The sequence below is a fragment of the Mesorhizobium montanum genome, from assembly GCF_033977145.1.
Taxonomy (GTDB): Bacteria; Pseudomonadota; Alphaproteobacteria; order Rhizobiales; family Rhizobiaceae; genus Mesorhizobium; species Mesorhizobium montanum.
Window position 1 is genome coordinate 133,045 of the sequence record NZ_JAVIJF010000018.1, and the last position, 21,576, is coordinate 154,620.

Genomic DNA, 21,576 nt, shown 5'->3' on the forward strand with positions numbered 1-21,576 from the left:
ACGGGCCTCTCTGCCCGCCACCACGCGGGATTGCGATCACCCCTGGGCCGGCTGGAACAGTTCCACCAGATTGCCGGAAGGATCGACCAGCAGAATTTGTGAGCCGCCCGGACCCGTCACGATTTCATTGCGGAAGCTGAGGCCAGCCTCCCGCAGCCGCGCAACCTCCGCCGCAAGATCCTCGACGATCAGGTGGATCCGGTTCCAGCCCCCGGGGCCTGGCCGCTCGCCGTCGGGCATCGGCCGGCCCGCCGAACTGGTCGGGCCGCTGAGCAGCAGCCGAAGGGCTCCGCGCGTGACGTCCGCGAAGGCCGGCGCATGGTTCGAAAGCGGCTTGAAGCCCAGGTGCTTCGTGTACCAGGCCACGGCGTCCTCGACGTCGTCGACCATGTATCGGACATTTACAGTCGCGGACGCGGCCATCGTCTTGCCTCGCTGATCTCTTTCAGGGCCAAGCCCGACTACCGCCAGGCTGCTTCATTCTTCAGCTCATAGTCGCGGAACGCCTTGATCAGACCTCCCAGGACCTCCGCCGAGGTTTCGAACATCGCCTTCAACTGGGGCTCGTCGACCTTTGTAATGTCTTCCCGCAGGTGGTCCTGAATCTCCCGGAATGCCTTTTGCATTTTCTGCGTGTGGTGCCGCGGATCGCGGTCGGCTGCGCTTGCCATGGTCCATCTCCATTCGCTCTGTTGCAAACGCGGGCGGTTGCGCGCGGGTTCCGTCGGCGGGCATTGCCGGCGGCGGCAATTGCACCACGTAAGCGGCAGATGCTCCACGTATTGGTCGCGATCCGGCCGTTGTAGCAAGGGAGACGAACCAATGACCGATGACGAAACCGCGATCCGCCATGTGGTCGAAACCTGGATGGCGACAAGCCGGAACGGCGATCTGGACACCGTGCTTGGCCTGATGACGGACGATGTCGTGTTCATGGTTCCCGGCGAGGAGCCGTTCGGCAGGCAGGCGTTCGCGGCGGCCGCCATGGGCATGGGTGAGACCAGGATCGACGGCACCAGCGAGATCGTCGAGCTCCGGTTGCTCGGCGACTGGGCCTTTATCCGCAACGGCGACGCCGCCCGGTGGCGAGCCGGTGCCGCGGTCGGGCTATACGCTGACGATTTTGCGGAAGGAGCCTGATGGGCAATGGCGCCTGGCAAGGGATGCGAATTTGCTGGCGGCGAAGGAGTAAGGTGGCGTCGTTGGAGCTGCCGATCTCCCGCACAAGGGGCAGGGCAGTCGCATATGATTCTTGCGAAGAAGGACCCCCACCCTAACCCTCCCCACAAGGGGGAGGGAACGCTGCCGCGCGCCTTTAACGCTGCCGCGCGCCTTTATTGACCATATCAGCGTCGAACTTTGGCAATTTGCCGAGATCAGCGTCCGCGAGGTCCCCCTCCCCCTTGTGGGGAGGGGTTAGGGGTGGCGGTATTCGTAGGGCGAAAGCCTCGGCCTTCCATATGCGATTGCCCTGCCGCAAGGAGGTTACGCGCGTCCAACGACGGCTCCCTAAATCAACTTCTCCAGCGTGATCGGCAGATCCCGCACCCTTTTCCCCGTCGCGTGGAACACCGCGTTTGCAATCGCCGGCGCCACGCCGACGATGCCGAGCTCGCCCACGCCCTTGCCGCCGAGCGCGGAGGAGTGCGGGTCGGGAATGCCGACCGAGATCGTCTGGATGTCGGCGATGTCGGCATTGGTCGGCAGCATGTAGTCGGCGAAATTGCCGTTGACGATGCGGCCGTGGCGGCGGTCGACGATGCCTTCTTCGAGCAGCGCCTGGCCGATGCCCATGATGATGCCGCCCTTCCACTGGCTTTCGGCCAGCTTCGGGTTGTAGAGCCGGCCGGAATCCAGCGCCGATACCACACGCGACACGCGCACCGTGCCGAAATCCTCGTCGACGCGCACCTCGACGAAATGCGCGCACCAGGAATGGCGCGAATAGTCGCCCTCGGTGTGCGGGATCGCCATGGCGATGGTGGTGTAGTTGTTGTAGCGCTGCTCGGGCGTGAAGCTGGCCGGAACGGTGTCGCCCTTGGCCTCGATCCTGTCGCGGCCGATGGCCGACAGGAACTCGGCGATCGAAAGCTCCGGCCCTTCACCACGCGGCGAGGCGATGCGGCCGTCCCGCACCGAAAGCGTGTTCGCCTGCAGCCCATGGAAGGGTGAGCGCGGGTCGGAAAGCGCCAGCCCGATCAACTCGTCCAGTGCCTGGCCCGCCGCCTTGTAAACGGCGCCGGTCATGACGCCGGCAAGCCGCGAGCCGCCGGTGACGCCCGCGCGGGCGAGGCGCGAGTCGCCGAGCTTCACCGACACCTGCTCCACTGGCACGCCGAGCGTCTCGGACGCGGTCTGCGCCAGGATCGTGTAGGTGCCCTGGCCCATGTCGATGGAGGAGCTTTCCACCTCGACCGTACCGTCGGCGAGGATCTTTACCACCGCCTCGCCATGGGCGCGCCGCACCGGGTAGGTGCCGGCGGCCACGCCCCAGCCGATGAGCTGGTGGCCGTCGCGCATCGAGCGCGGCTCGCGCGAGCGCTTCGCCCAGCCGAAGGCTTCGGCGCCGGCGGCGAAGGCCTCGCGCAATTGCCTTGTCGACCAGGCCTTCTTCGCATGTGGATCCTGTTCGGCATAGTTGATCAGCCGCATCTCTAGCGGATCGATGCCCAGCTCATAGGCAAGCTCGTCGATGGCGCATTCGATGCCGAAGGCGCTCGGATTCTCGCCCGGCGCCCGCTTTGCACCCGGCACCACCGTGTTGACCCGCACGACGTTCTGCTTCGAGGAGAAATTCGGCGTGGCGTACATGATCGAGGTGACGGAGCCGAGCGGCTCGACCCACATGCCGTCGACGGCCGTCTCGTTGACGCCGCGATGCACGATCGACTGGATCTTGCCTTGCATGTCGGCGCCGATCGCAACCGTCTGCCGCGTCGCGGCACGGCCGCCATAGGAGGTGAAATTCTGCGGGCGGTTGAGCACCAGCTTCACCGGGCGTCCGAGCATCTTTGCCGCCGCAGCCGCCACCGCGCTGTGCGCCAGCGCCAGCGCCTTGGAGCCGAAGCCGCCGCCGATATAGGGCGAGACCAGCCGCACATTCTCGAACGGCACGCCGAACCACTCGGCATAGGTGCGCGCCATGCCGTCGAGCCACTGGCTGGGCTCCCAGATGGTGAGCGCGTCGCCTTCCCAGCGCGCGATCAGCCCGTGCGGCTCCATCGCCGCCTGGAATTCGCGCGGCGTGTTGTAGGCCGCGCAGATGCGCACCGGCGCCTCGGCGAAGGCGGCTTGCGCGTCGCCCCATTCCTTGGTCATGGCGTCGATCGGGATGCCGTCGCCGGCCTTGCCGTCGCTCAGATCGACGATGGCCGGGATCTCGTCATACCAGACCTTGACCAATGCCGCCGCCGCCGCCGCCTGCTCGAAGGTCTCGGCCACCACCGCCGCGACATGCTGGCCGGAAAAGGTAACGTCGCGGGCGAGGGGACAGTAGGTCGACCGCGCCGGCGGGTTGCCGAACCAGTCCGACGCGCCTTTCAGTTCCATGATGGTATCGGGCGTCAGCACCGCAAGCACGCCGGGCGCTGTTTCGGCCGCGCGTGTGTCGATGGCGGTAACCTTGCCGGCGGCGATGGTCGCGCCGACCAGCACAGCATGCGTCAGCCCTTCGAGCTTCTGCTCGAAGGCGTAGTGGGCGGCACCGGTGATCTTGGCCGGGCCGTCGACGCGCGACAGCCGTCCGCCGACCGCTTCGAGGCGCGCGCTGTCGGACGCTGCGTGTTTCATGTCATGAACGGTCATGCCGTCTCTCCCAATTCGAGAATGGCTCTGGCGATGACGCGCGGCGCCAGCGCAATCTTGTAGTGGTTGGCGCCATGGTCGACGGCGCCCTCCATGGCGAGATCGCTCGCCTCGCGGACCGTGGCTTCGTCGAGCGCTTTGCCCTTCAGCGCCTCCTCGACAGCGCGCGCCCGCCACGGCTTCGTCGCGACGCCGCCGAGCGCGACGCGGATGTCGCGGATGGTGCGGCCATCGCCTTCGAGCTCGATCCCGACGGCGGCACTTGCCGCCGCGAACTCATAGGACTGGCGGTCGCGCACTTTGACGTAGGTCGAGCGTCTGGCCGCGGCCGAGCCGGGGATCTCGATGGCCGTGATCACCTCGCCGGGGCGGATGTCGTGCTCGCGCTCGGCCGTGGCGCCGGGTGCAAGAAAGAAGTCCTCGACCTTGAGTTTCCGTTCGCCGAGATCGACCTCCGCATCGAAGGCGACGAGCGCCACCGCGAGATCGCCCGGATAGGTGGCGATGCAGGCCTCGCTGGTGCCGAGCACCGCATGGCCGCGCGTCACGCCGCCGATCGCCGAGCAGCCGCTGCCGGCCAAGCGCTTGTTGCAGGCCGGGAAGTTCTGCGGATCGCGGAAATAGGGGCAGCGCGTGCGTTGCATCAGATTGCCACCGATGGTCGCCATGTTGCGCAGCTGCGCCGAGGCCGCTTGCCAAAGCGCTTCCGACACGGCGGGGAAGTGGCTCTTCACCGCGGCGTTGTCGGCGACATGGCTCATCTTCGTCAGCGCGCCGATGATCGCTCGATCGGCACTGACATCGATGGCGTCGAGCCCCTCGATATGGCTGATGTCGATGACGGTCGAGGGTTCGGCGACACCGCATTTGGCGAGGTCGACCAGCGTCGTGCCGCCGGCGAGCAGCATGGCGCCGGGCAGCGCCGAGGCGTTGCGCGCGGCTTCGATATTGTCGGCGCGGACGTAAGCGAAATCTCTCATGAGCGCAGCTCCTGTGCGGCCTGGCGGACGGCGGCGACGATGTGCGGATAGGCGCCGCAGCGGCACAGATTGCCGGCCATGTATTCGCGGATTTCCTCGTCGGAGCCGGCGTGACCCTCGCGGATGCAGGCCACCGCCGACATGATCTGTCCGGGCGTGCAATAGCCGCACTGGAAGGCGTCCTGTTCGAGGAAGGCCGCCTGCACGGCGTTGAGCGTGCCGTCCTCGCCGGCCAGCCCCTCGATAGTGGTGATCGCGCGGCCTTCGACCTGGGCGGCCAATGTCAGGCAGGCCAGCACTCTTTGGCCGTCGACATGGACGGTGCATGCGCCGCACTGGCCCTGGTCGCAGCCTTTCTTGGTGCCGGTAAGGTGCAGCCGGTCGCGTAACGCATCGAGCAGCGTGACACGCGGCTCGATGTCCAGCGCGTGCTCGCGGCCGTTGATGGTGAGATGGATGGAAAGCGTGGTGGGACTGATGGTGACTTGGTCATTCATGGGCGTCGGGCTCCGATTGCTGGACGCTAGGCGGATGGAAATGGGGCTTGGGAGGAGAGGGGCAAGGGCAACGGTGGCAGCGAGGCAACCTCTGCATTCGTCATCCTCGGGCTTGACCCGAGGATCCATGCCGCGACGTTTGCCGAGGAACGCAGCGAGCCAGAATTCTGCACCGTGGCCGCGCTCGCTGGTAACGGCATGGATCCTAGGGTCTGCGCCGCGTCGCTCCGCTCCTTGCTTCGCCCTAGGATGACGAACTCACGGGGGAAGTTGTTATCCGCAAGCGACGCAAAAGGCGCCCCGACTCTCCAGCGGGCAGGGGAAGCTTTCCGTCCTTCGACACGTGACATACGGCTTCCCCTGGTTATATGATAAAAGCACTCCACTAAATCGGAGGTGCCTCCGTTTATTTAACTGGGGTCTGGCCAGTCATGGTTCAACCCCCCATATTGCGCTGAGTGGAGAAAAAAGTGCCCGACCAGGAAATGACCGCTGAGGCGACGCGCGATGCGCCGGCGCCAAAGCCGTTGCGCGCCGATGCGCAGCGCAACCGCGACAGGCTGGTCGAGGTGGCGGCGCAGGCTTTCGCCACCGACGGCGTCGACGCCTCGCTGGAGGACATCGCCAAGCGGGCAGGGGTCGGCATCGGCACGCTCTACCGGCACTTCCCGACGCGCGAGCACCTGGTCGAGGTCGTCTATCGCCGCGAGGTGGAAGGGCTCTGCCACGCCGCCGAGGAACTCGCCCGCGAGCATCCGGCCGATGTCGCGCTGGAACTCTGGATGCAGCGCTTCGTCGACTACATCGCCACCAAGCGCGGCCTGGCGACCAGCCTGCGGCTATTGCTCACCACCAACTCGACGCTGTTCTCCGACACCTCCGGCCGCGTCTCGGGCGCCATGCGAGGCCTGGTCGAGGCGGCGGCCGCCTCGGGAAAAATCCGCGCCGACGTCGACGCCTCCGATGTCATGCACGCGCTCGGCGGCATATACTCGGCACCGAACACGCCCGACTGGCGCGAACGGTCGGGACGGCTGGTAAAGCTGTTGATGGATGGGCTGCGGTTCGGGGCGAAGAACCAGTAGCGACGGGTGCTCTACGAATAATTCTCCCGCTAGCGTCTCAGGTCGCCTAGCCCTTCTCTTCAACCAGGATGACCAGCGAATCCGGTACCACGCCGTCGAATTCCATGGCATCGGCGGCTGCCTTGCTCTGCATCAGGGCCGCAAGCTTATCCATATCCGGAACGTCCATCATCACCGCCACCCGCTCAGGGTTTTGCGGATCGACGAAGGTGCGGATGTTGGTTATGCCAAGCGCGCCGAATATCTCCTTGCGCTTCGGTGACGTGAGCCAGTGCTTGGCGCCTTTTGTGATGTTGTGGTGGCCGATGACAGTTGGCATGAAATCCTCCCGAGGTGACGCCGGCGGGCCAAATCGACCGCCTTGTTGCGATCCACCGCCAGCCATAGGCGCGTTTTCCGTAGACCTGTCAATTAGCGATTGCTGATGGACGGGAGGACCCCGACGGCTACAAGGTCGCCCATTTTTCCGCGCATCAACTCGTCATTCCAAATCTGGAAACTACATAGGCGGGGCCAACCCACCGTCCAGAAGGAACGATTCATGCCTGAACAGCTCAAATTGAACGACGGCGCCTCAATCCCCCAGATCGGGCTTGGCGTGTGGCAGGTCGATCCGGACATCACGGCCAAGGTCGTGCGCTGGGGCATCGACGCCGGCTATCGCCTCATCGACACCGCCGAGGGTTATCGCAACGAGGAAGGCGTCGGCAAGGCGATCCGTGCTGCGGGCGTGCCGAGGGACAAGCTGTTCATCACCTCGAAGTTGCGCAACGGCGCGCATCAGCGCGATGCGGCGCTGCGCGCCTTCGACGATACCATGCAGAAGCTCGGCATCGATGAGATCGACCTCTTCCTCATCCACTGGCCGGTGCCCAGCCAGGACAAATATGTCGAGGCCTGGAAGACGCTGGTCGAACTCCAGAAGGCCGGCCGCATCAAGTCGGTCGGCGTTTCGAACTTCAACCAGGACCATCTGAAACGCATCATCGGCGAGACCGGTGTGACGCCCGTCGTCAACCAGATCGAATTGCACCCGCGCTTCCAGCAGCGCGACAGCAGAGATTTCCACAAGCAGCACGACATCCACATCGAAAGCTGGAGCCCGCTTGGCAGCGGCCGGCTGCTGGCCGATCCGACGCTGGAGACGATCGCCGGGAAGCACGGCAAGTCGGTGGCGCAGGTGATCATCCGCTGGCACCTGCAAGAAGGGCTGATCGTCATCCCGAAGTCGGTTCATCAGGACCGCATCGCCGGCAATTTCGACGTCTTCGGTTTCGAGCTGGATGGCGAAGATATGCAGACCATTCGCGGCATGGACACGCGTGATGGCCGCACCGGGCCTGATCCGGCAACGGCGGCGTTTTTGTTCTGAGAGCGCTGCGCCCCTTTTGGCGGCGCGGCGCGCGAGCTGCCAATCTCCTCCCAAATGGGGAAATCAGTAGTTCTACCGACGACGTGCCGGCCCTCATCCGGTGAGGGCAGAGACGGTCTTTCGTGATGTCGATTCGGCGCAGGTGACGAAGCTCCGTATCTCGTCGATCAGGCGGTCGCAGTCTTCGCCCCAGATCACGTGGTCCCTGCCGGCCAGTTCGACGTATCTGGCACCCTGGATGTGCATTGCCAGGTAACGCCCTTCCTCTGGGCGTACCCAGCGGTCGCCCGTCCTCTGCACGACCAGCGTCGGGACGCGGATCGCGGGCAGGATGTCGCGAACGTCGACTTCGGTACCCCAGCGCCAGAGCGCGATTGCATCGGCGGGCGAGGCCGAGTTCCTGAGATAGGCGGCAAACCACTCGCGTTCGACCATGTTTTCGGTCAGGCTGGGCGCTGCGTTGCTCATGTCGGCGGGCTTGCCCCATTGCCTCTCGACGGCGGCCACATCGTCGTCCACCTGCGCAACGGTTCTCGCCCAGGGATAGTCCTTCGACCACGTACCTTTGGCGTAGGTTCCGGTGAGCACCAGCGCGGCGGTCCGCTCGGGATAGGTGGCGGCGAAGAGCATGCACATCGGACCGCCCTCCGAGCTGCCGAACAGCACCGCTCGGCTGGAGCCGACTGCGTCCAGCACGGCGCGCACATCCTCCATGCGCTCCTCCAGCGTCGGCAGGCCGACATTGCGGTCGGACAAGCCAGTGCCGCGTTTGTCGAGGCGGATCAGGCGCGAGAAGGCACCCAGCCGGTTGAGCACATGCGCAAACCGCGGTGAATCCCAGGCCATGTCGAGATTGGAGACCCAGCCCGGCACATAGACGACGTCGATCGGGCCGTCGCCGGTCACCTGGTAGGCGATGTTGATCCCTGCCGATTTGACATAGTGGGTGGGCGGTGCCATCGGCTCGCCGCCGGAAAGGCTCCCGCTGGCATTTGCCCCGGAACCGGCCGCCGGCTCGGAGACCGCAGCCGGACGCGTCGAGTGGGGCGATGAACTCATCCGACGTGCCCTCAGCGTCTCGTACAGCTCACGCGTTTCCTGTTCGGGCGGCAGCGCGAGGTCTCGCTGCAGCACGTCGCGACAGAGGCCATACTGCTTAAGGGCAAGGTTGATGCGGCCCTGCGCGGCATAGGCCCTCATCAAGGCCCGGTGGATATCTTCGCGCAGAGGCTCCATTGCGAGCAGTCGCGCAGCCGTGCGCGCGCAGGATGAAAGGTTGTTCGATGCGCTGTAATGCGCCACCAGCCTTTCCAGCGCCGTGACGGCCATCGTCCTCAGGCGCTCGCGCTCAACTCGAAGCCAGTCCTCGAACGGCTCCTCTTTCAGGCCAAGACCGTCGAGCAGGTCGCCGCGGTAGACCGCGAGTGCCTGCTCGAGATGTTCGGGCGACGAGCCTGTCGCCAGCGTCTCGAATCGGGCAACGTCGAAGTTGATATCGTCGAGACGCAGGGCGACACTGGCGCCGTCTGTCAGAAACCGTCCGCTGCCGCACTTGTGCATGGACTTTCGGATGGCCGAAACGGCTTGCCTGAGGCTCATCCGCGCCTGCGTTTCGCCATTGAGGCTCCACAGCAGCGCGGCAAGCTTCTCGCGCGACTGTGCCTGTCCGGCTTGCAGGGCGAGATAGGCCATCATTGCCCGCGCCTTGCGGCTCAAGGTTGGAGCCGTCGCGCCAGTACCGGCGAGGTCAAATCCGCCCAGGAGATAAAGATGAGGCCCGATCATCGGATTGCGCCCCGCCCACGGTTCTGGGCAATTCTTTCGCTTAGACCACGCTAATTCAACCGCTATTTCTCCCAAGCCGTCTTTTTCACGTTTCGATCACGCTGCCTTCTCCAGCTTCATCACGGTCGCACCGGAGAGTTGGTCGGACCTAAAACACGGGAGAACCCAATGCTGCCCTTCAGCCCGACCGACTGGCCCTTCCGGCAAGATGACGATTTCTGCCGGCGCCAGGGCAACTCACCCGCAATCTTTCGTCACGACATCGCCCAGGCGCGGTACCTGGAGCGGCAGCTAGCCCAACGGCTTACCGCTGTTCCTAGTGGAATCAGACGCTTAGTATCCGCCGTGCGGGTCTCCTAAGGGCGGAAGGCAGCCGCTGGCCTCGTCAATCCGAACCAGTAATTAGCGCCACGCGTCGACCTTCCCACTGATGTTAGGCTGGTGGCGTTTCGGAACCGCAACAAGGCTGCCGATCGTCGCTTTGGTGATCCACCACACGAGGTCGCTCAACAGCGCCACATGGAGCTGGCCATAGGCAATGGTCGGCATCGGAGCTGCATTGGCGCGAGGCCGTCGCTGGCCTCAAATTAAATTGGTTGCTGAGGAACCGGCGCTTTCATGTTGTTGAAGGACATCGGGCCGGGGTACTCCTCGGAAGGCAGGCATAGAACCTTGACACCAACGATATCGTCCCAACCATTGGTGATGATGTCTGTCGCCTTCTCCTGGTCCTTGAGGGTCGGAAATACCGGGTCGACATCGTACCCCTCGTGGTCGAGATGTCCGAGCCTTTCGCGCCAATCGATAGGAACCGTTCCACTGCGCACGAGGTCCGCGAACCGGATAGGATAGCAATGGCCTTTCAACCAGGCGAGTTGCGCCTCGTCTGAATAAAGATACTCCATCCATAGCCGAGCAGCGTTTGGATGCGGAGCATAGGCGCTGATCGCCTGGACATAGACACCCCCAACGACGGCGGTCCTTGGCCTGATGACTTCGATTCTCGTTGTCCCTTTCAGGCGCTCGCGGTCACCCAGCGCGAGGTAATCCCAGCGAATGAGGATCGGCGTGCGGCCGTCAGCAAGCGAGTTGGCATCGCCAATGATGGGAACGAGATTGCCCGTCTCATAGAGATCAGCGAAGAACTTCAGACCCTGATCAGCGGCTTCTTCGACGTTTCCCGCCGCCGACAAGCCTGCGGCGAACACGCTCTGGACCGCTTGATTTGAAGAAATATTGCCGGCGAGGCCGACCGAGTTCCTATACTCCGGCGCGGCAAGATCCGCCCAATCCCGAGGCATCTTGGCGACCAGGTCAGCGTTGATCTCGAACGCAAGGACTCCGTAAAAGCCGCCATACCAATACCCTTGTGCATCCTTGGCCACTGCCGGGATCGTGCCCCACGTTGACGCTTTGTACGGCTGCAACAAGCCGTCTTCCTTTGCCGATGAGGCGAAGGACATGCCAAGGTCGACTATGTCAGGTGTTTGGGGGTCGGTCTTGCCTCGCCCTGCCTTGATCGCCTCTATCTGAACGGCTGAGCCGGCACGCGGCCGGAGTTCGTTGATTGTCAGACCGTATCTCGCCTTGAACCTGTCTATCAAGACGCCGTATGCGCCCCAGTCGCGCGGCAACCCGATGACGGTAAGCTGCCCTTCTGCCTTGGCGGCCGCAACCAGGTCCTCCATCGCGTCGGCGGACGCCAGGGCGTCGCAAACCGACACGGCACCCGTTGATAGGGCGGCGGCTCCAGCCAGACCTGCTGTCTTGAGCGCATCGCGGCGACTCATCGGTCGCTGACCAGCGGCAGGTTCAACCCTCATTGTGTGTTCGTCTGTTGATCCATGTTTCATGGTTCGTTTCCTCCGTCGGCTTGCGTTCGATGCAAGTTCCTCCGCGTCGACCTTCTTGGCATCGATCGCGGTTTTGAAGGTGGGAGCGAGCAGCGGGTTCGCGACGTCCTCTGACCCATAATGGCATATTGGGGGACTGCGCGATACGCGGTCGCATGAGCAAGGCGTAGATACCTGGAACTAAGCTGCGGCGATGACCACGAGACCCGGATGCTCGTCCGAAATGGGTCAAGCCCGGGGGAGTTCCCTTGAAGGTCCGCTATGAGGCAGTAACTGACCCGGAGATGTCCGGCAGGGATCAAGAGCAGGCATTCAACAGGGTACCAAGCGTCTGATTTTATCCACTAGGATCAGTCCACCAATGCTCGCGAGCCGGCTTCTTGCCTTGATGGCGTTGGTCCGCGCAACGCTCTCTCGCCGCCGCGCCGGGCGAGGACCCGCCTTGTCGCTTCGGCTTTGAAAGCCCGCCTTCCAATCGACCGCGGGCTTCACCCTAAATCCCCGAGCCATCCACCAGCGGCACGTCCTCGCCCTCCCAGGGGCTCGGCATCGAGCCTCGCCCGGCAGACGGCAGCGGCATCCAGCATCTGAGCTCGGGCTCGGCATATTCGACCACGCGGCCGGGCGAGGAGTCCGAGGCCCGCCAGCCTTCCTCGCCGAACTGGTCGGCGCGCGACCAGTAGGCCATGTCGACCTCTGCCGGCCCCTGCTCGGAGGAGCGCACCGTCACCAGGATGCGGCTGCCGTCCCGTGGCGCGCTCGCCATGTTGCGCCAGTGGTCGGTGTCGTCCATGCGAATTCCTCCTGCTCAAAGCAATTCCAGGAAAAGTCTCCGGCAATAGTCGCCGCCCGCCGGGAAGGGGTCAACCCGAACTTCGGGCGCGACAGTCATTTCATTCACAGCTAATATGCTTGCCGACCGCAATCGGACAGAACGACGATGGACGAAGGATTGCTGTCTCAAGCCACCCGTCTCGGGCCGGTCTATCTCAAGGTGACCGACATCCCGGCCGCCTTGACCGTCTGGCGCGATACGCTCGGGCTGGCGCTGGTCGGCGAGGATTCCGCTCAGGCGGAGCTCGGCGTCGGCGCCCGGGTTCTGATCGTGCTCCATGCCGGTGCGGAAGTCGCCCTGCCGCAGAAGTCGCGCGATCTTTTCCACGTCGCCATCCACGTCACGACCCGGCGCGACCTCGCGCACGCGGCCGCCCGCCTCAAGGCATCGGGCTTGCGATACAGCGCCCAGGATCACCTTGTTTCGGAATCGCTCTACGTCTCCGACCCGTCCGGCAACGGCATCGAGATTTGCTTCGACACGCCGAAGCGTTTCCTGCGTCGCGAAGTGTCGCCCGACGGCCGTGTGTCGCTGATTGCCACCGACGGCAGCGCGCATTCCGGGCTCGAGCCGCTGGTCCTATCAGGCTTGCTGCGCGACCTCGGCGATTCCGGCCATGTCGAGCCGAATATGGCGCGCGACGCCTTCATCGGCCACATCCACCTGCGCGCCCGGGCGCCCGAGACGCTGATGGACTTCTATCTCGGCGTGCTCGGCTTCCGGCCGCATATCCAGTCCAGGACCTTCGGCATGTTCGACTGCGGCACCCAGCGCCGCGCGCATATGATCGCCTTCAACGTCTGGGCGCGCGACGAACTGCGCGAGCCGCCGCCGAATGCCGCCGGCCTCGACCATTTCACCGTCGAGCTTGGCTCCGCGCAGGAGGTTGCCGCTGTGGAGCGCAGGCTCGAAGCGGCCAATGTGCCCGCGAAAACGGACGGCGGCGTGATTTCGACCGCCGATCCGGAGGGTAATCGCTTGCGGCTCGTGGTCCGGGGAGATTGATCGCGCGCTTGACGAGGGCAACGTGGGGGAGAGGAAAATGTCGCTTGGAGTGATAGGAACCGGCTTCGGCCGGACCGGCACGGATTCGATGCGCGAGGCGCTGACCATTCTTGGCTTCTGCCCTTGCCATCATATGTCGGAAGTGATGGCGCATGCGGAGCAGAAGCGGCTCTGGCGGGCGCTGGCCAAGGGAGCCGCGCCCGACTGGGACAGGCTCCTTGCCGGTTACAAATCCTGCGTCGACTGGCCGTCGGCGCATTACTGGCGCGAGCTGATCGAGACCTACCGCCAGGCGCGGGTCATCCTCACCTGGCGCTCGCCCGAAAGCTGGTGGGAGAGTTTCCAAAAGACCATCCTGTCGGGCATTGCCGGCAGCAAGGACCAGGACTCGCTGGGCATCGCCCTTGTCGCAAAGCAGGTCTTCGGCGATCGCCCGCAGGACCGCGCGCATGCGATCGCCGTCTATGAGGCAAATGTCGAGGCGGTGCTGAACACCGTGCCGGCGGAGCGCCTTCTGGTCCACAAGCTCGGCGACGGCTGGGGGCCGCTTTGCGCCCATCTCGGCGTTCCCGTGCCGGACCAGCCCTATCCCGCCCGCAACACCACGCAGGAGTTCCGCACGGCGTTTTCGCTGAACTGAAGGCAGTAGGCAGTAGGCAGTAGGCAGTAGGCAGTAGGCAATAGGCAATAGGCAATAGGCAATAGGCAATAGGCAATAGGCAATAGGCAGTAGAGGAGCGTCCGCGCCGTCTGGTTTTCCTATTGCCTATTCCCTACTCCTATTCCCTCCACAATCACACATGCACGTCGCCGAAGGACAGCTCGCCGTCATCGGCGCGGACCAGGAAAGCGGCGGCAAGCAGGGCGAGATAGCAGGCGGCCACCCCGCACACCACGACGACGCCGGGGATGGGACCGAACGTCGCCACCCGGAACGTGTCGATCAGCGTAGCGCCGAAGCCGATGGGCGAGCCTTCGCGTGACAGGCTCGGCGTAGTGATCTTCAGGATCCAGGCGAGCAGCAGGATCGTGTACATGAAGATGTAGTTGCGGCGCAGCCGGCGGATCAGCGCCGCGCGCTGCGAGATCAGGAAGCGCGGCGAGCGCAGGCCTTCACCGAGGATCGCCAGCCAGTTGGAGGCATAGTCCGGCTGCGGCGAGAAAATCTGCGCGAAATAATAACGCTCGAACTGGCGCACCCGGGCGCGGTAGACATCGAAGAAGCGGTAGCGCCGCGCCTCGATCCACAACAACAGGGTGATCAGGAGCATGGCGAAGAGCAGCACGCCATGATGGGCGCTCGGCGTCGACAGCGACACCGAAAGCATCGCCGCCACGACGGTGATCGACCAGTTGCTGGTGCGGTCGAGCCGGTCGCGCCAGCCGGCCATGCGGGCGATCTCGGCGCGGTGGAAATGCGACAGCGTCGTGGTGAATTCGGCGGAACTGAGCTTCAGCGCCAGCGTGTCGGAAGCGCGCGGCGGTGCAGCCGCTTCGGTGGATTTTGCCGGCACGGCCGCCTCTGTCGACTTTGCCGCGTCGGTGGATTTTGCGGCCTTGGTCTGGAACATTCTCTGCCATGCGCCTCCCGCCGCCATGGCCGGCCGCATCCTGACTTTAAGAACAGCCGGCCACACCCCGATTGCCATAACGTGCGGCCGGCCAGAATGTTCCCGCCTTTTCAGGCGGATAAGTCAGGATGCAAGAGGCGGGCGGCCACCATTTATGGGCCGCGGGAAGGGCAGCACATCGGCGATCGGCCTGGCATGCTGGGCTGCCGCCACCGCCTCGATCACCAGGTCGAGCGCCGCAAGCGCCGCGCGGCTCGTTTCGTCGTCGCCGCGCAGGTAATGGCAGGCCCGGTCGAGGTGCAGGTGGGCGGCGGCAAAGTCGCTTTTCATTAGCTTCTCCTTATTGCCCGCCGTGTCGCGACCATCGCCGAGTCGCTTTACCGGGAAGCAAAGATCGGCGGCGGTATTTGATTAGAATTGTAGGGAGAGTTCCTCTCCCCCATTTCATGGCAGGGCGGGGAAACGGTTGCCGCTGACCGTGCAACCGATCCTCGCGCCAAACCGTTATGCCGACGCAAGGAATGAGGGGTGCATAGTTTGTCCAGCATGCTCAATCGGCGCCCGTCGCTGTCGGTCCGGATCGCGCTTGGCGCTGCGGCGCTCGCGCTGATGCCAGCCGTCGCCTACGCCGCTGAGAAAACCGGCATGTCCAGCGAAGGCATTTTCGTCGCCGAGCTGATCCTGCTTCTGGTCGTCGGCCGCGGCATCGGCGAGGTGCTGGAAACGCTGGGACAGCCGGCGGTGATGGGCCAGTTGATCGGCGGCATCCTGCTCGGGCCCTCGCTGCTCGGCTGGGTCTGGCCGGCGGCCGAGCGACTGATCTTCGCCGGCGACCCCTCGCAGAAGTCGATGATCAACGCCATCGCCCAGCTCGGCGTGCTGATGCTGCTCCTGCTCACCGGCATGGAAACGGATCTCAGGCTCGTGCGCCGCGTCGGCCGCGCCTGTTTTTCGATCTCGGCCGCGGGTGTCGCCGCGCCGTTCGTGCTCGGCTTTATCGCCGCCCAGTTCATGCCCGACACGCTGCTTGCCGCCGGCAGCGGGCGCATCGTCGCCGGCCTGTTCCTCGGCACTGCGCTCTCCATCTCATCCGTCAAGATCGTCGCCATGGTGGTACGCGACATGAACTTCATGCGCCGTGACCTCGGCCAGATCATCGTCTCCTCGGCCATCATCGAGGACACGATCGGCTGGGTGATCATCGCGATCACCATCGGCATTGCCACCAAGGGACGGATCGAGATCGGCAGCCTGGCCTTCACTATCCTCGGCGTGGCGGCCTTCATGGCGTTTTCCTTCACGCTTGGACGGCGCATCGTCTTCGACGCCATCCGCTGGACCAACGACACCTTCCGCTCGGAATATGCGGTGGTTACCGTCATCCTCGCCATCATGGGCGCCATGGCTTTGATTACCGACCTGATCGGCGTGCATACCGTGCTTGGCGCTTTCGTCGCCGGCATATTGGTGGGCGAGTCGCCGATCCTGTCGCGCCACATCGAAGGGCAACTGCGTGGAGTTATCACCGCCCTCTTCATGCCTATTTTCTTCGGCGTTGCCGGCCTGTCGGCCGATCTCACCGTGCTGGTCGACCCGCAGCTCGCGCTGCTCACCGTGGCGCTGGTGGTGATCGCCTCTATCGGCAAGTTCGGCGGCGCCTTCATCGGCGCCGAGGTCGCCGGCATGAGCCGCGCCGAAGGCATCGCGGTGGGCTGCGGCATGAACGCGCGTGGTTCCACGGAGGTCATCGTCGCCTCGATCGGCCTGACGATGGGCGTGCTCTCGCACAATCTTTTCACCATGATCCTCACCATGGCCGTCATCACCACCTTGGCCATGCCGCCGACATTGCGCTGGGCGCTGCGTCGCCTGTCGATTGGCGAGAACGAGAAGAAGCGCCTGGAGCGCGAGGAGATCGACCAGCGCGGTTTCGTTGCCAATCTGGAGCGGCTTCTGGTGGTGGTCGACGAGGGTGTGGTCGGCCGCTTCGCCGCCTATCTTGCCGGCGTCATCGGCGCCGGCAAGCCGACGACCGTGCTGCATTCCAGCGGCGAAACCGATGCCGAGCCGACCGAGGGGCTGCATCTGGACGAGATCGAGAAGGGGGCCGAAGACAGCCGCGAGGCGGCCAAGAAGTCCGACGAGACGCCGGTGCGCGAAACGCCGGTCACCCGCCGCCAGCATGAGGAGCTTTCGGCTGAGGCGGTCGTCAGGGAGGCGCGCAAGGGCTACGGCATGCTGGTCGTCGGCCTCGGCCGCGCTGTCACCTCCAAGGGCGGCTTCTCGCATCGGCTGAACGAAGTCGCCGGCGCTTTCGACGGGCCGCTCTGCCTGGTGCTGAAGCCGGCAACCGCCGGCCGCCAGATGCCGCGACTTGGCCCCGGATCAGGCAAGATACTGGTGCCGGTGAACGGCACCGCGAATGCCCGACGCGGCGCCGAGCTGGCTTTAGCCATCGCCGCCGTCACCGGCGCGCCGGTCAAGATGCTCTATGTCGCGCGCGTCGGCCGTGACGAGCTGCGCGACACCGTCTCGCACCGCCGCAGGGAGGCGGTGCTGAAGGACATCGTCGCGCTTGCCGACCGCTATGGCGTCGAGATCGAGACCGCCATCCGCTCGAGGGCCGCCGCCGCCGATGCAATCACCCGCCAGGCCGGCAGGGGCGTGGCGCTGATCGTCATGGGCGTGGCGCGGCGTCAAGGCGACGAGCTCATCTTCGGCGAGACGACGACGGCTGTCCTGCAGCGCAGCCCATGCCCGGTGGCGCTGATCTCAGACGAGCGGCTCCGCCGCGACGAAAGCGACCGCGAGGCGGTGCGCACGGGATGAGGGTCCGGGTGAGGGTAGGGATTAGCTAATCTCATCCCCTTGAGGGGGAGATGCCCGGTCCACCCTCCGTAGCTGCTGCGGAGGACGGGCAGAGGGGGGCGCTGTCCCTGCCGGCCACGCAAAGCCTGGCTGCGCTCCGGCTATTGTCGGTCGTAAAGTCCACTGGTCGCCATGAGGCGCACCAATTCCGCCTGTCGTCGCGTCTCCGTCTTTTCGAATACGTGCTGCAAGTGGGTGCGCGCCGTGGTCAGGCTGACATCGAGCTCATCCGCGGCCGCCTGCAGCCCTTCGCCGCGTGCGATCGCCATGGCCACGGCTGCCTCGGCCGGGGTCAGCCGATAGAGATTGCGCAACTGGTCCTGCGCGCTCCGCGGCGCGCTGTCCGGATCGGCCACGAACACGATCGCGGCAGGGCGATCCGTGACGAACCACGATGACTCGATCGTCAGCGGCGCCACCAGCACACTCAGCGGTCGCCGCGGCACCGGCCGCGCAAGCGCCATCACGCCGCCCGCAGTGTCCGATCGCTCCGCGGCCGTGGCGATCAACCGCCGGAACTGCGCGGTATTCGCCGCTGTATTTGTGCGCAGCGCCGCCTTCTCGATCCTGATCCCGTCGGCCTCGGTGAGCAGCGCTTCGGCCGCCCGGTTGGCGAACAGGATCTCGCCGTTCGCCGCCACGATCAGCACGCCCTGGGCGACGCGGTCGAGCGCCTCGACATTGGCACTCCTGGCGATCTCTGAACGCGAGAGTCGCAGCCCCACGCTCGCCGCGCGGACCAGATGCGGTCCGATGCGGCGCAGCCGGTCGAGATGCTCGGGCTCGAACTCGCCGGCCGTTCTGGCGCGCCCACAGGTGAACACGACGCGCATGTCCGGTTCGTTGGCCAGCACGACCCCGATCGGGTGGCACATGTCGCCGGGCCGGCAGAAGTCGTTGTAGAACTCGGAGCGCTGGTAGACTTCGCGCGGCAGGAGGTCCCACACCGGAATCAAAGTGCCGGCCTGCAGCCTGGCGATGCGCGGCAGGAACACATTGGTCTTGTAGTAATACTGCCCGTAGGTGAGGTCCGCCTCCGGCGGCATGCGTACCGAGCTCGCTTCGCTGCGCAAACTCCTTGCGTTCTGGAACGTCAGCTTGGTGGCGGCGCCTTCGAGGAAATCCGACAGCGTCTCAAGAACCTGCGGCCAGCGGCCGGGTTCGACCGCCGTATCGTAGATCTGCCCGACCAGTCCATCGAAGTCGTGCATGCGAGCCGGGTTTCACCGCTCCCTTATCCGACGGGAATTGCAGTTTGCCGCAAGCCGGTTTCACTGACAACCATTTCCCGCCGGTCCCGCGCCACACCTCATATGTTCATACGAGGCGAGCGCCCGAGGTTAACGTGTAGCTATCGTGGCGCCATCAAGCTCAACACCAATCCCATGTGGCGAAAATGCAAACGCCGGTAGCACCTGGTACTCAAGCCGATTGGAACGGTACACACTACGAAGCGCTTCTGACGCCGCGTGAGACCGGCGGAAAATTCGGGGCATTTGCATCCGATGCCGGTCCGGGCGATGGACCGCCGCGCCACCGCCATCCCAAGTCCGACGAAGTCTTCGTCATTCTCCAAGGGCGGCTACGCTTCTGGTGTGCCGGGGAAACTTCCGAACGCAGCGCCGGCGACGTATTCTACATTCCTGCTGGCGTTGAGCACACGTTCCTTGTCGTAGAACGTGCACGATGGATCGCCATCCTGTCCCCGGGCGGGCTCGAAAGCTTTTTCCCGACGGTTGCCGCACAGGAGTTGGAGATTCCGCGCGATCTCGCGGCAATCAAAGCGATCGCGGCCAAATTCGATATGGAGATCACCGGGCCGCCTTTGATCGCCGCCGGTCCATAGGCGCCGCATTGGACACCAGCCGGTGAGGCCGAGATCGAGACCGCGATGCGCTCGAGGGCCGCCGCCGATGCCATCGCCCGCCAGGCCGGCAGGGGAACGGCGCTGATCGTGATGAGGGGGAGATGCCCTGTCCATCCTGCGTAGCTGCAGCGCAGCTGCTGCGGAGGACGGGCGGGGCAGAGGGGTGCTGTCCCGCCGGTGCTCAAAGGCTTGGTTTCTCCTCACGCCATCTGAAGCTTCTGCCGGCTCGGCTGCGGCGGGAAGGCGATGGCGATGCCCGCCGCGCCGAGACCGATCAGCGCCGAGCCGATGAACATCCAGTGATAGCTGGCATAGGCATCGTAGATCATGCCGCCGGCAAGCGGGCCGAGCGACATGCCGAGGCTGGAAAGCATCGTGGCCGCGCCAAGGATGGTGCCGATGATGCGCAGGCCGAAATATTCGCGCGCCAGCACCGCGTAGAGCGGCATCACGCCGCCATAGGTGGCGCCGAAGATGATGGCCAAAAGGTAGAACTGCTCGAGCTGGCCGACGGTCAGGTAAGCGGCGATGACCAACCCCTGGATGGCGAGCCCGGTGACCAGCACCGGCTTGACGCCCAGCCTGTCGCCGAGCACGCCGTAGAGCACGCGCCCGCCGAGGCCGGCCAGCCCCTCGACGCTGTAGATCGAGACGGCCGCCATCGGTGCCACGCCGCAGGACATGGCATAGCTCACCATGTGGAAGATCGGGCCAGAATGCGCCGCGCAGCAGGCAAAGAAGGTCAAGCCCAGCACGATGAATTGCGGCGAGCGCAGCGCCTGGCCGACACTCATGCCGGGATCGTCGGCGACGGGCGCCGGCGTGCCGTCGGCAGCCGCGACCGCCGCTGGCGGCTGGCGCACCAGGAACACGGCGGGCAGCAAGAGCACCCAGGCCATGACGCCGATGTCGAACATGGCGGTGCGCCAGTCATAGGCAGTGATCAGCCAGCGCGCGAAGGGCGAGATGGTCATCGGCGCGACGCCCATGCCGGCCGAGACCAGCGACACGGCGAGGCTGCGGTTGGTGTCGAACCAGGCGGTGGTGAGCGCGATCATCGGCGCGAAGAAGGCGCTGGCCGCCAGCCCGACGATGACGCCGTAGCTGAGCTGGAAGACCAGCAGCGACGTGGCGCGGCTTGCAACCACCAGCGACAGGCCAAGCAGGACGGCACCCGCAAGCACGACGGGCCTGGCGCCGACCCGGTCATAGATCGCGCCCCAGGCGAAGCCGCCGAGACCCATCACCAGGAAATTCAAGGTCATGGCGCTGGAAATGCCGGTGCGCGACCAGTTCGTGTCGAGCGACATCGGCTCCAGAAAGATCGCCAGCGAAAACATGGCGCCGAGCGCCACACAGGTCATCAGCGCGCCGGCCGCGACGATGACCCAACGATAGGAATGGTTCATGGTTCTTCTCCCATGCCGCAAGGCATCCTGTTTGATGCGGCACGGTTTTTCCAGGTCCACCGGGCCGCTTGCGTCCGAAGGACGACAGCGCGGGACCCGATCCTACAATCTGGTTGCATTTTTTATCCGGATTTTTTTGGGGTCAGTGATCGCCGATCGCCCGAGAGATCAGCACTCTACGGCGCCCCCTCTGTCCTGCCCGTCCTCCGCAGCAGCTGCGCTGCAGCTAAGGAGGGTGGACCGGTTATCTCCCTCACAAGTGGGGAGATTGGCAGCTTCGTCGCCGGCGCTTTTCTTGCGACGTTGGCGATTGGCGAAAGGCCGCGCGACATCTGATCTCCCCCCAAGTGGGGGAGATGTCCGGCAGGACAGAGGGGGGCGCGTCCCGCCAGCGTCTCAAAGTGTCAGCAACCTGCGGCACCCCTCATTGACCGCACACCGGTCCTTTCTAGACTAATCCCCCGCAACAGGAGGCGCCATTCATGGAACTCTATCGCGGCCGGCTCATCGATCACCTTCACCTAGTACCTGTGCACAGGGGATTTGACGGTTTCGATGGGTTGTAGCCTGGGCAGGCTGTCGGGGTCGAGGAGCAGTTCAATGCTGCGCGCGACGCCGGGCTGCCTGCGGATCCATCCAGCGCGC

General features: G+C 64.9%; 21 protein-coding genes. 7 read left to right on the forward strand and 14 right to left on the reverse strand.

What is annotated here, in order from left to right:
* Positions 1-36: 36 nt before the first annotated feature.
* Together RFM68_RS23810 and RFM68_RS23815 are read right to left on the reverse strand one after the other, a co-directional pair.
* Positions 37-423: a VOC family protein gene (locus RFM68_RS23810; protein WP_320235459.1), complete on the reverse strand. Its 387-nt coding sequence runs from the start codon at positions 421-423 to the stop codon at positions 37-39.
* Between the two features lie 38 nt (positions 424-461).
* Positions 462-671, reverse strand: coding sequence for a hypothetical protein (locus RFM68_RS23815; protein WP_320235460.1), 210 nt, complete (start codon positions 669-671; stop codon positions 462-464).
* A 151-nt stretch (positions 672-822) separates the two neighbouring features.
* Here RFM68_RS23815 and RFM68_RS23820 point away from each other — a divergent pair, with 151 nt between their 5' ends.
* Positions 823-1,140, forward strand: coding sequence for an SgcJ/EcaC family oxidoreductase (locus RFM68_RS23820; RefSeq protein ID WP_320235461.1), 318 nt, complete (start codon positions 823-825; stop codon positions 1,138-1,140).
* Between the two features lie 369 nt (positions 1,141-1,509).
* On the opposite strand, the gene RFM68_RS23825 is transcribed toward RFM68_RS23820, so the two are convergent.
* The 3 genes from RFM68_RS23825 to RFM68_RS23835 are packed head-to-tail and all read right to left on the reverse strand — an operon-like array spanning position 1,510 to position 5,281.
* On the reverse strand, positions 1,510-3,804 hold the full coding sequence (locus RFM68_RS23825) for a xanthine dehydrogenase family protein molybdopterin-binding subunit (protein ID WP_320235462.1): 2,295 nt from the start codon (positions 3,802-3,804) through the stop codon (positions 1,510-1,512).
* Complete coding sequence (locus RFM68_RS23830) at positions 3,801-4,784, reverse strand: FAD binding domain-containing protein (protein WP_320235463.1); 984 nt, start codon at positions 4,782-4,784, stop codon at positions 3,801-3,803. Before RFM68_RS23830 ends, RFM68_RS23825 begins: the two co-directional genes overlap by 4 nt.
* Entirely contained in the window at positions 4,781-5,281 is a 501-nt protein-coding gene (locus tag RFM68_RS23835) for a (2Fe-2S)-binding protein (RefSeq protein WP_320235464.1), read from the reverse strand. The genes RFM68_RS23830 and RFM68_RS23835 overlap by 4 nt, the downstream gene beginning before the upstream one ends.
* A gap of 485 nt (positions 5,282-5,766) precedes the next feature.
* Here RFM68_RS23835 and RFM68_RS23840 point away from each other — a divergent pair, with 485 nt between their 5' ends.
* Entirely contained in the window at positions 5,767-6,366 is a 600-nt protein-coding gene (locus RFM68_RS23840; RefSeq protein WP_320235485.1) for a TetR/AcrR family transcriptional regulator, read from the forward strand.
* Between the two features lie 46 nt (positions 6,367-6,412).
* Here the strand turns inward: RFM68_RS23840 and RFM68_RS23845 are convergent, their stop codons facing one another.
* Positions 6,413-6,685 carry a hypothetical protein gene (locus RFM68_RS23845; RefSeq protein WP_320235465.1) on the reverse strand — a complete coding sequence of 91 codons (273 nt, stop codon included), beginning with the start codon at positions 6,683-6,685 and terminating at the stop codon, positions 6,413-6,415.
* 222 nt (positions 6,686-6,907) lie between these two features.
* Here RFM68_RS23845 and RFM68_RS23850 point away from each other — a divergent pair, with 222 nt between their 5' ends.
* The gene (locus tag RFM68_RS23850; RefSeq protein WP_320235466.1) at positions 6,908-7,738 is read left to right on the forward strand and encodes an aldo/keto reductase; all 831 of its coding nucleotides are present in this window, start codon (positions 6,908-6,910) and stop codon (positions 7,736-7,738) included.
* Between the two features lie 93 nt (positions 7,739-7,831).
* On the opposite strand, the gene RFM68_RS23855 is transcribed toward RFM68_RS23850, so the two are convergent.
* From RFM68_RS23855 to RFM68_RS23870, 4 genes are all read right to left on the reverse strand, one after another.
* Entirely contained in the window at positions 7,832-9,433 is a 1,602-nt protein-coding gene (locus RFM68_RS23855; RefSeq protein ID WP_320235467.1) for a bifunctional AfsR/SARP family transcriptional regulator/alpha/beta hydrolase, read from the reverse strand.
* 492 nt (positions 9,434-9,925) lie between these two features.
* Positions 9,926-10,072 carry a hypothetical protein gene (locus tag RFM68_RS23860; RefSeq protein ID WP_320235468.1) on the reverse strand — a complete coding sequence of 49 codons (147 nt, stop codon included), beginning with the start codon at positions 10,070-10,072 and terminating at the stop codon, positions 9,926-9,928.
* A 38-nt stretch (positions 10,073-10,110) separates the two neighbouring features.
* The gene (locus RFM68_RS23865) at positions 10,111-11,313 is read right to left on the reverse strand and encodes an ABC transporter substrate-binding protein (RefSeq protein ID WP_430694918.1); all 1,203 of its coding nucleotides are present in this window, start codon (positions 11,311-11,313) and stop codon (positions 10,111-10,113) included.
* A gap of 556 nt (positions 11,314-11,869) precedes the next feature.
* Positions 11,870-12,169: a hypothetical protein gene (locus tag RFM68_RS23870; protein ID WP_320235469.1), complete on the reverse strand. Its 300-nt coding sequence runs from the start codon at positions 12,167-12,169 to the stop codon at positions 11,870-11,872.
* 147 nt (positions 12,170-12,316) lie between these two features.
* On the opposite strand from RFM68_RS23870, the gene RFM68_RS23875 reads away from it, so the two are divergent.
* Positions 12,317-13,216, forward strand: a complete 900-nt coding sequence (locus tag RFM68_RS23875) for a VOC family protein (protein WP_320235471.1) — start codon at positions 12,317-12,319, stop codon at positions 13,214-13,216.
* Positions 13,217-13,253: 37 nt separating this feature from the next.
* Positions 13,254-13,856 (forward strand): sulfotransferase family protein, encoded by a 603-nt coding sequence (locus RFM68_RS23880; protein WP_320235472.1) that lies wholly within the window; start codon positions 13,254-13,256, stop codon positions 13,854-13,856.
* Positions 13,857-14,010: 154 nt separating this feature from the next.
* Here RFM68_RS23880 and RFM68_RS23885 read toward each other — a convergent pair whose 3' ends face one another.
* Both RFM68_RS23885 and RFM68_RS23890 read right to left on the reverse strand, forming a co-directional pair.
* Positions 14,011-14,787, reverse strand: coding sequence for a DUF2270 domain-containing protein (locus RFM68_RS23885; RefSeq protein WP_320235473.1), 777 nt, complete (start codon positions 14,785-14,787; stop codon positions 14,011-14,013).
* Between the two features lie 123 nt (positions 14,788-14,910).
* Entirely contained in the window at positions 14,911-15,117 is a 207-nt protein-coding gene (locus RFM68_RS23890) for a hypothetical protein (RefSeq protein WP_320235474.1), read from the reverse strand.
* Positions 15,118-15,396: 279 nt separating this feature from the next.
* On the opposite strand from RFM68_RS23890, the gene RFM68_RS23895 reads away from it, so the two are divergent.
* Positions 15,397-17,616, forward strand: coding sequence for a cation:proton antiporter domain-containing protein (locus RFM68_RS23895; RefSeq protein WP_320235487.1), 2,220 nt, complete (start codon positions 15,397-15,399; stop codon positions 17,614-17,616).
* Positions 17,617-17,756: 140 nt separating this feature from the next.
* On the opposite strand, the gene RFM68_RS23900 is transcribed toward RFM68_RS23895, so the two are convergent.
* On the reverse strand, positions 17,757-18,866 hold the full coding sequence (locus tag RFM68_RS23900; RefSeq protein ID WP_320235475.1) for a helix-turn-helix transcriptional regulator: 1,110 nt from the start codon (positions 18,864-18,866) through the stop codon (positions 17,757-17,759).
* A gap of 185 nt (positions 18,867-19,051) precedes the next feature.
* Between RFM68_RS23900 and RFM68_RS23905 the strand changes: the two genes are divergently transcribed.
* Positions 19,052-19,501: a cupin domain-containing protein gene (locus RFM68_RS23905; protein ID WP_320235476.1), complete on the forward strand. Its 450-nt coding sequence runs from the start codon at positions 19,052-19,054 to the stop codon at positions 19,499-19,501.
* Between the two features lie 221 nt (positions 19,502-19,722).
* On the opposite strand, the gene RFM68_RS23910 is transcribed toward RFM68_RS23905, so the two are convergent.
* Positions 19,723-20,931 carry an MFS transporter gene (locus RFM68_RS23910; RefSeq protein ID WP_320235478.1) on the reverse strand — a complete coding sequence of 403 codons (1,209 nt, stop codon included), beginning with the start codon at positions 20,929-20,931 and terminating at the stop codon, positions 19,723-19,725.
* Positions 20,932-21,576 lie beyond the last annotated feature (645 nt).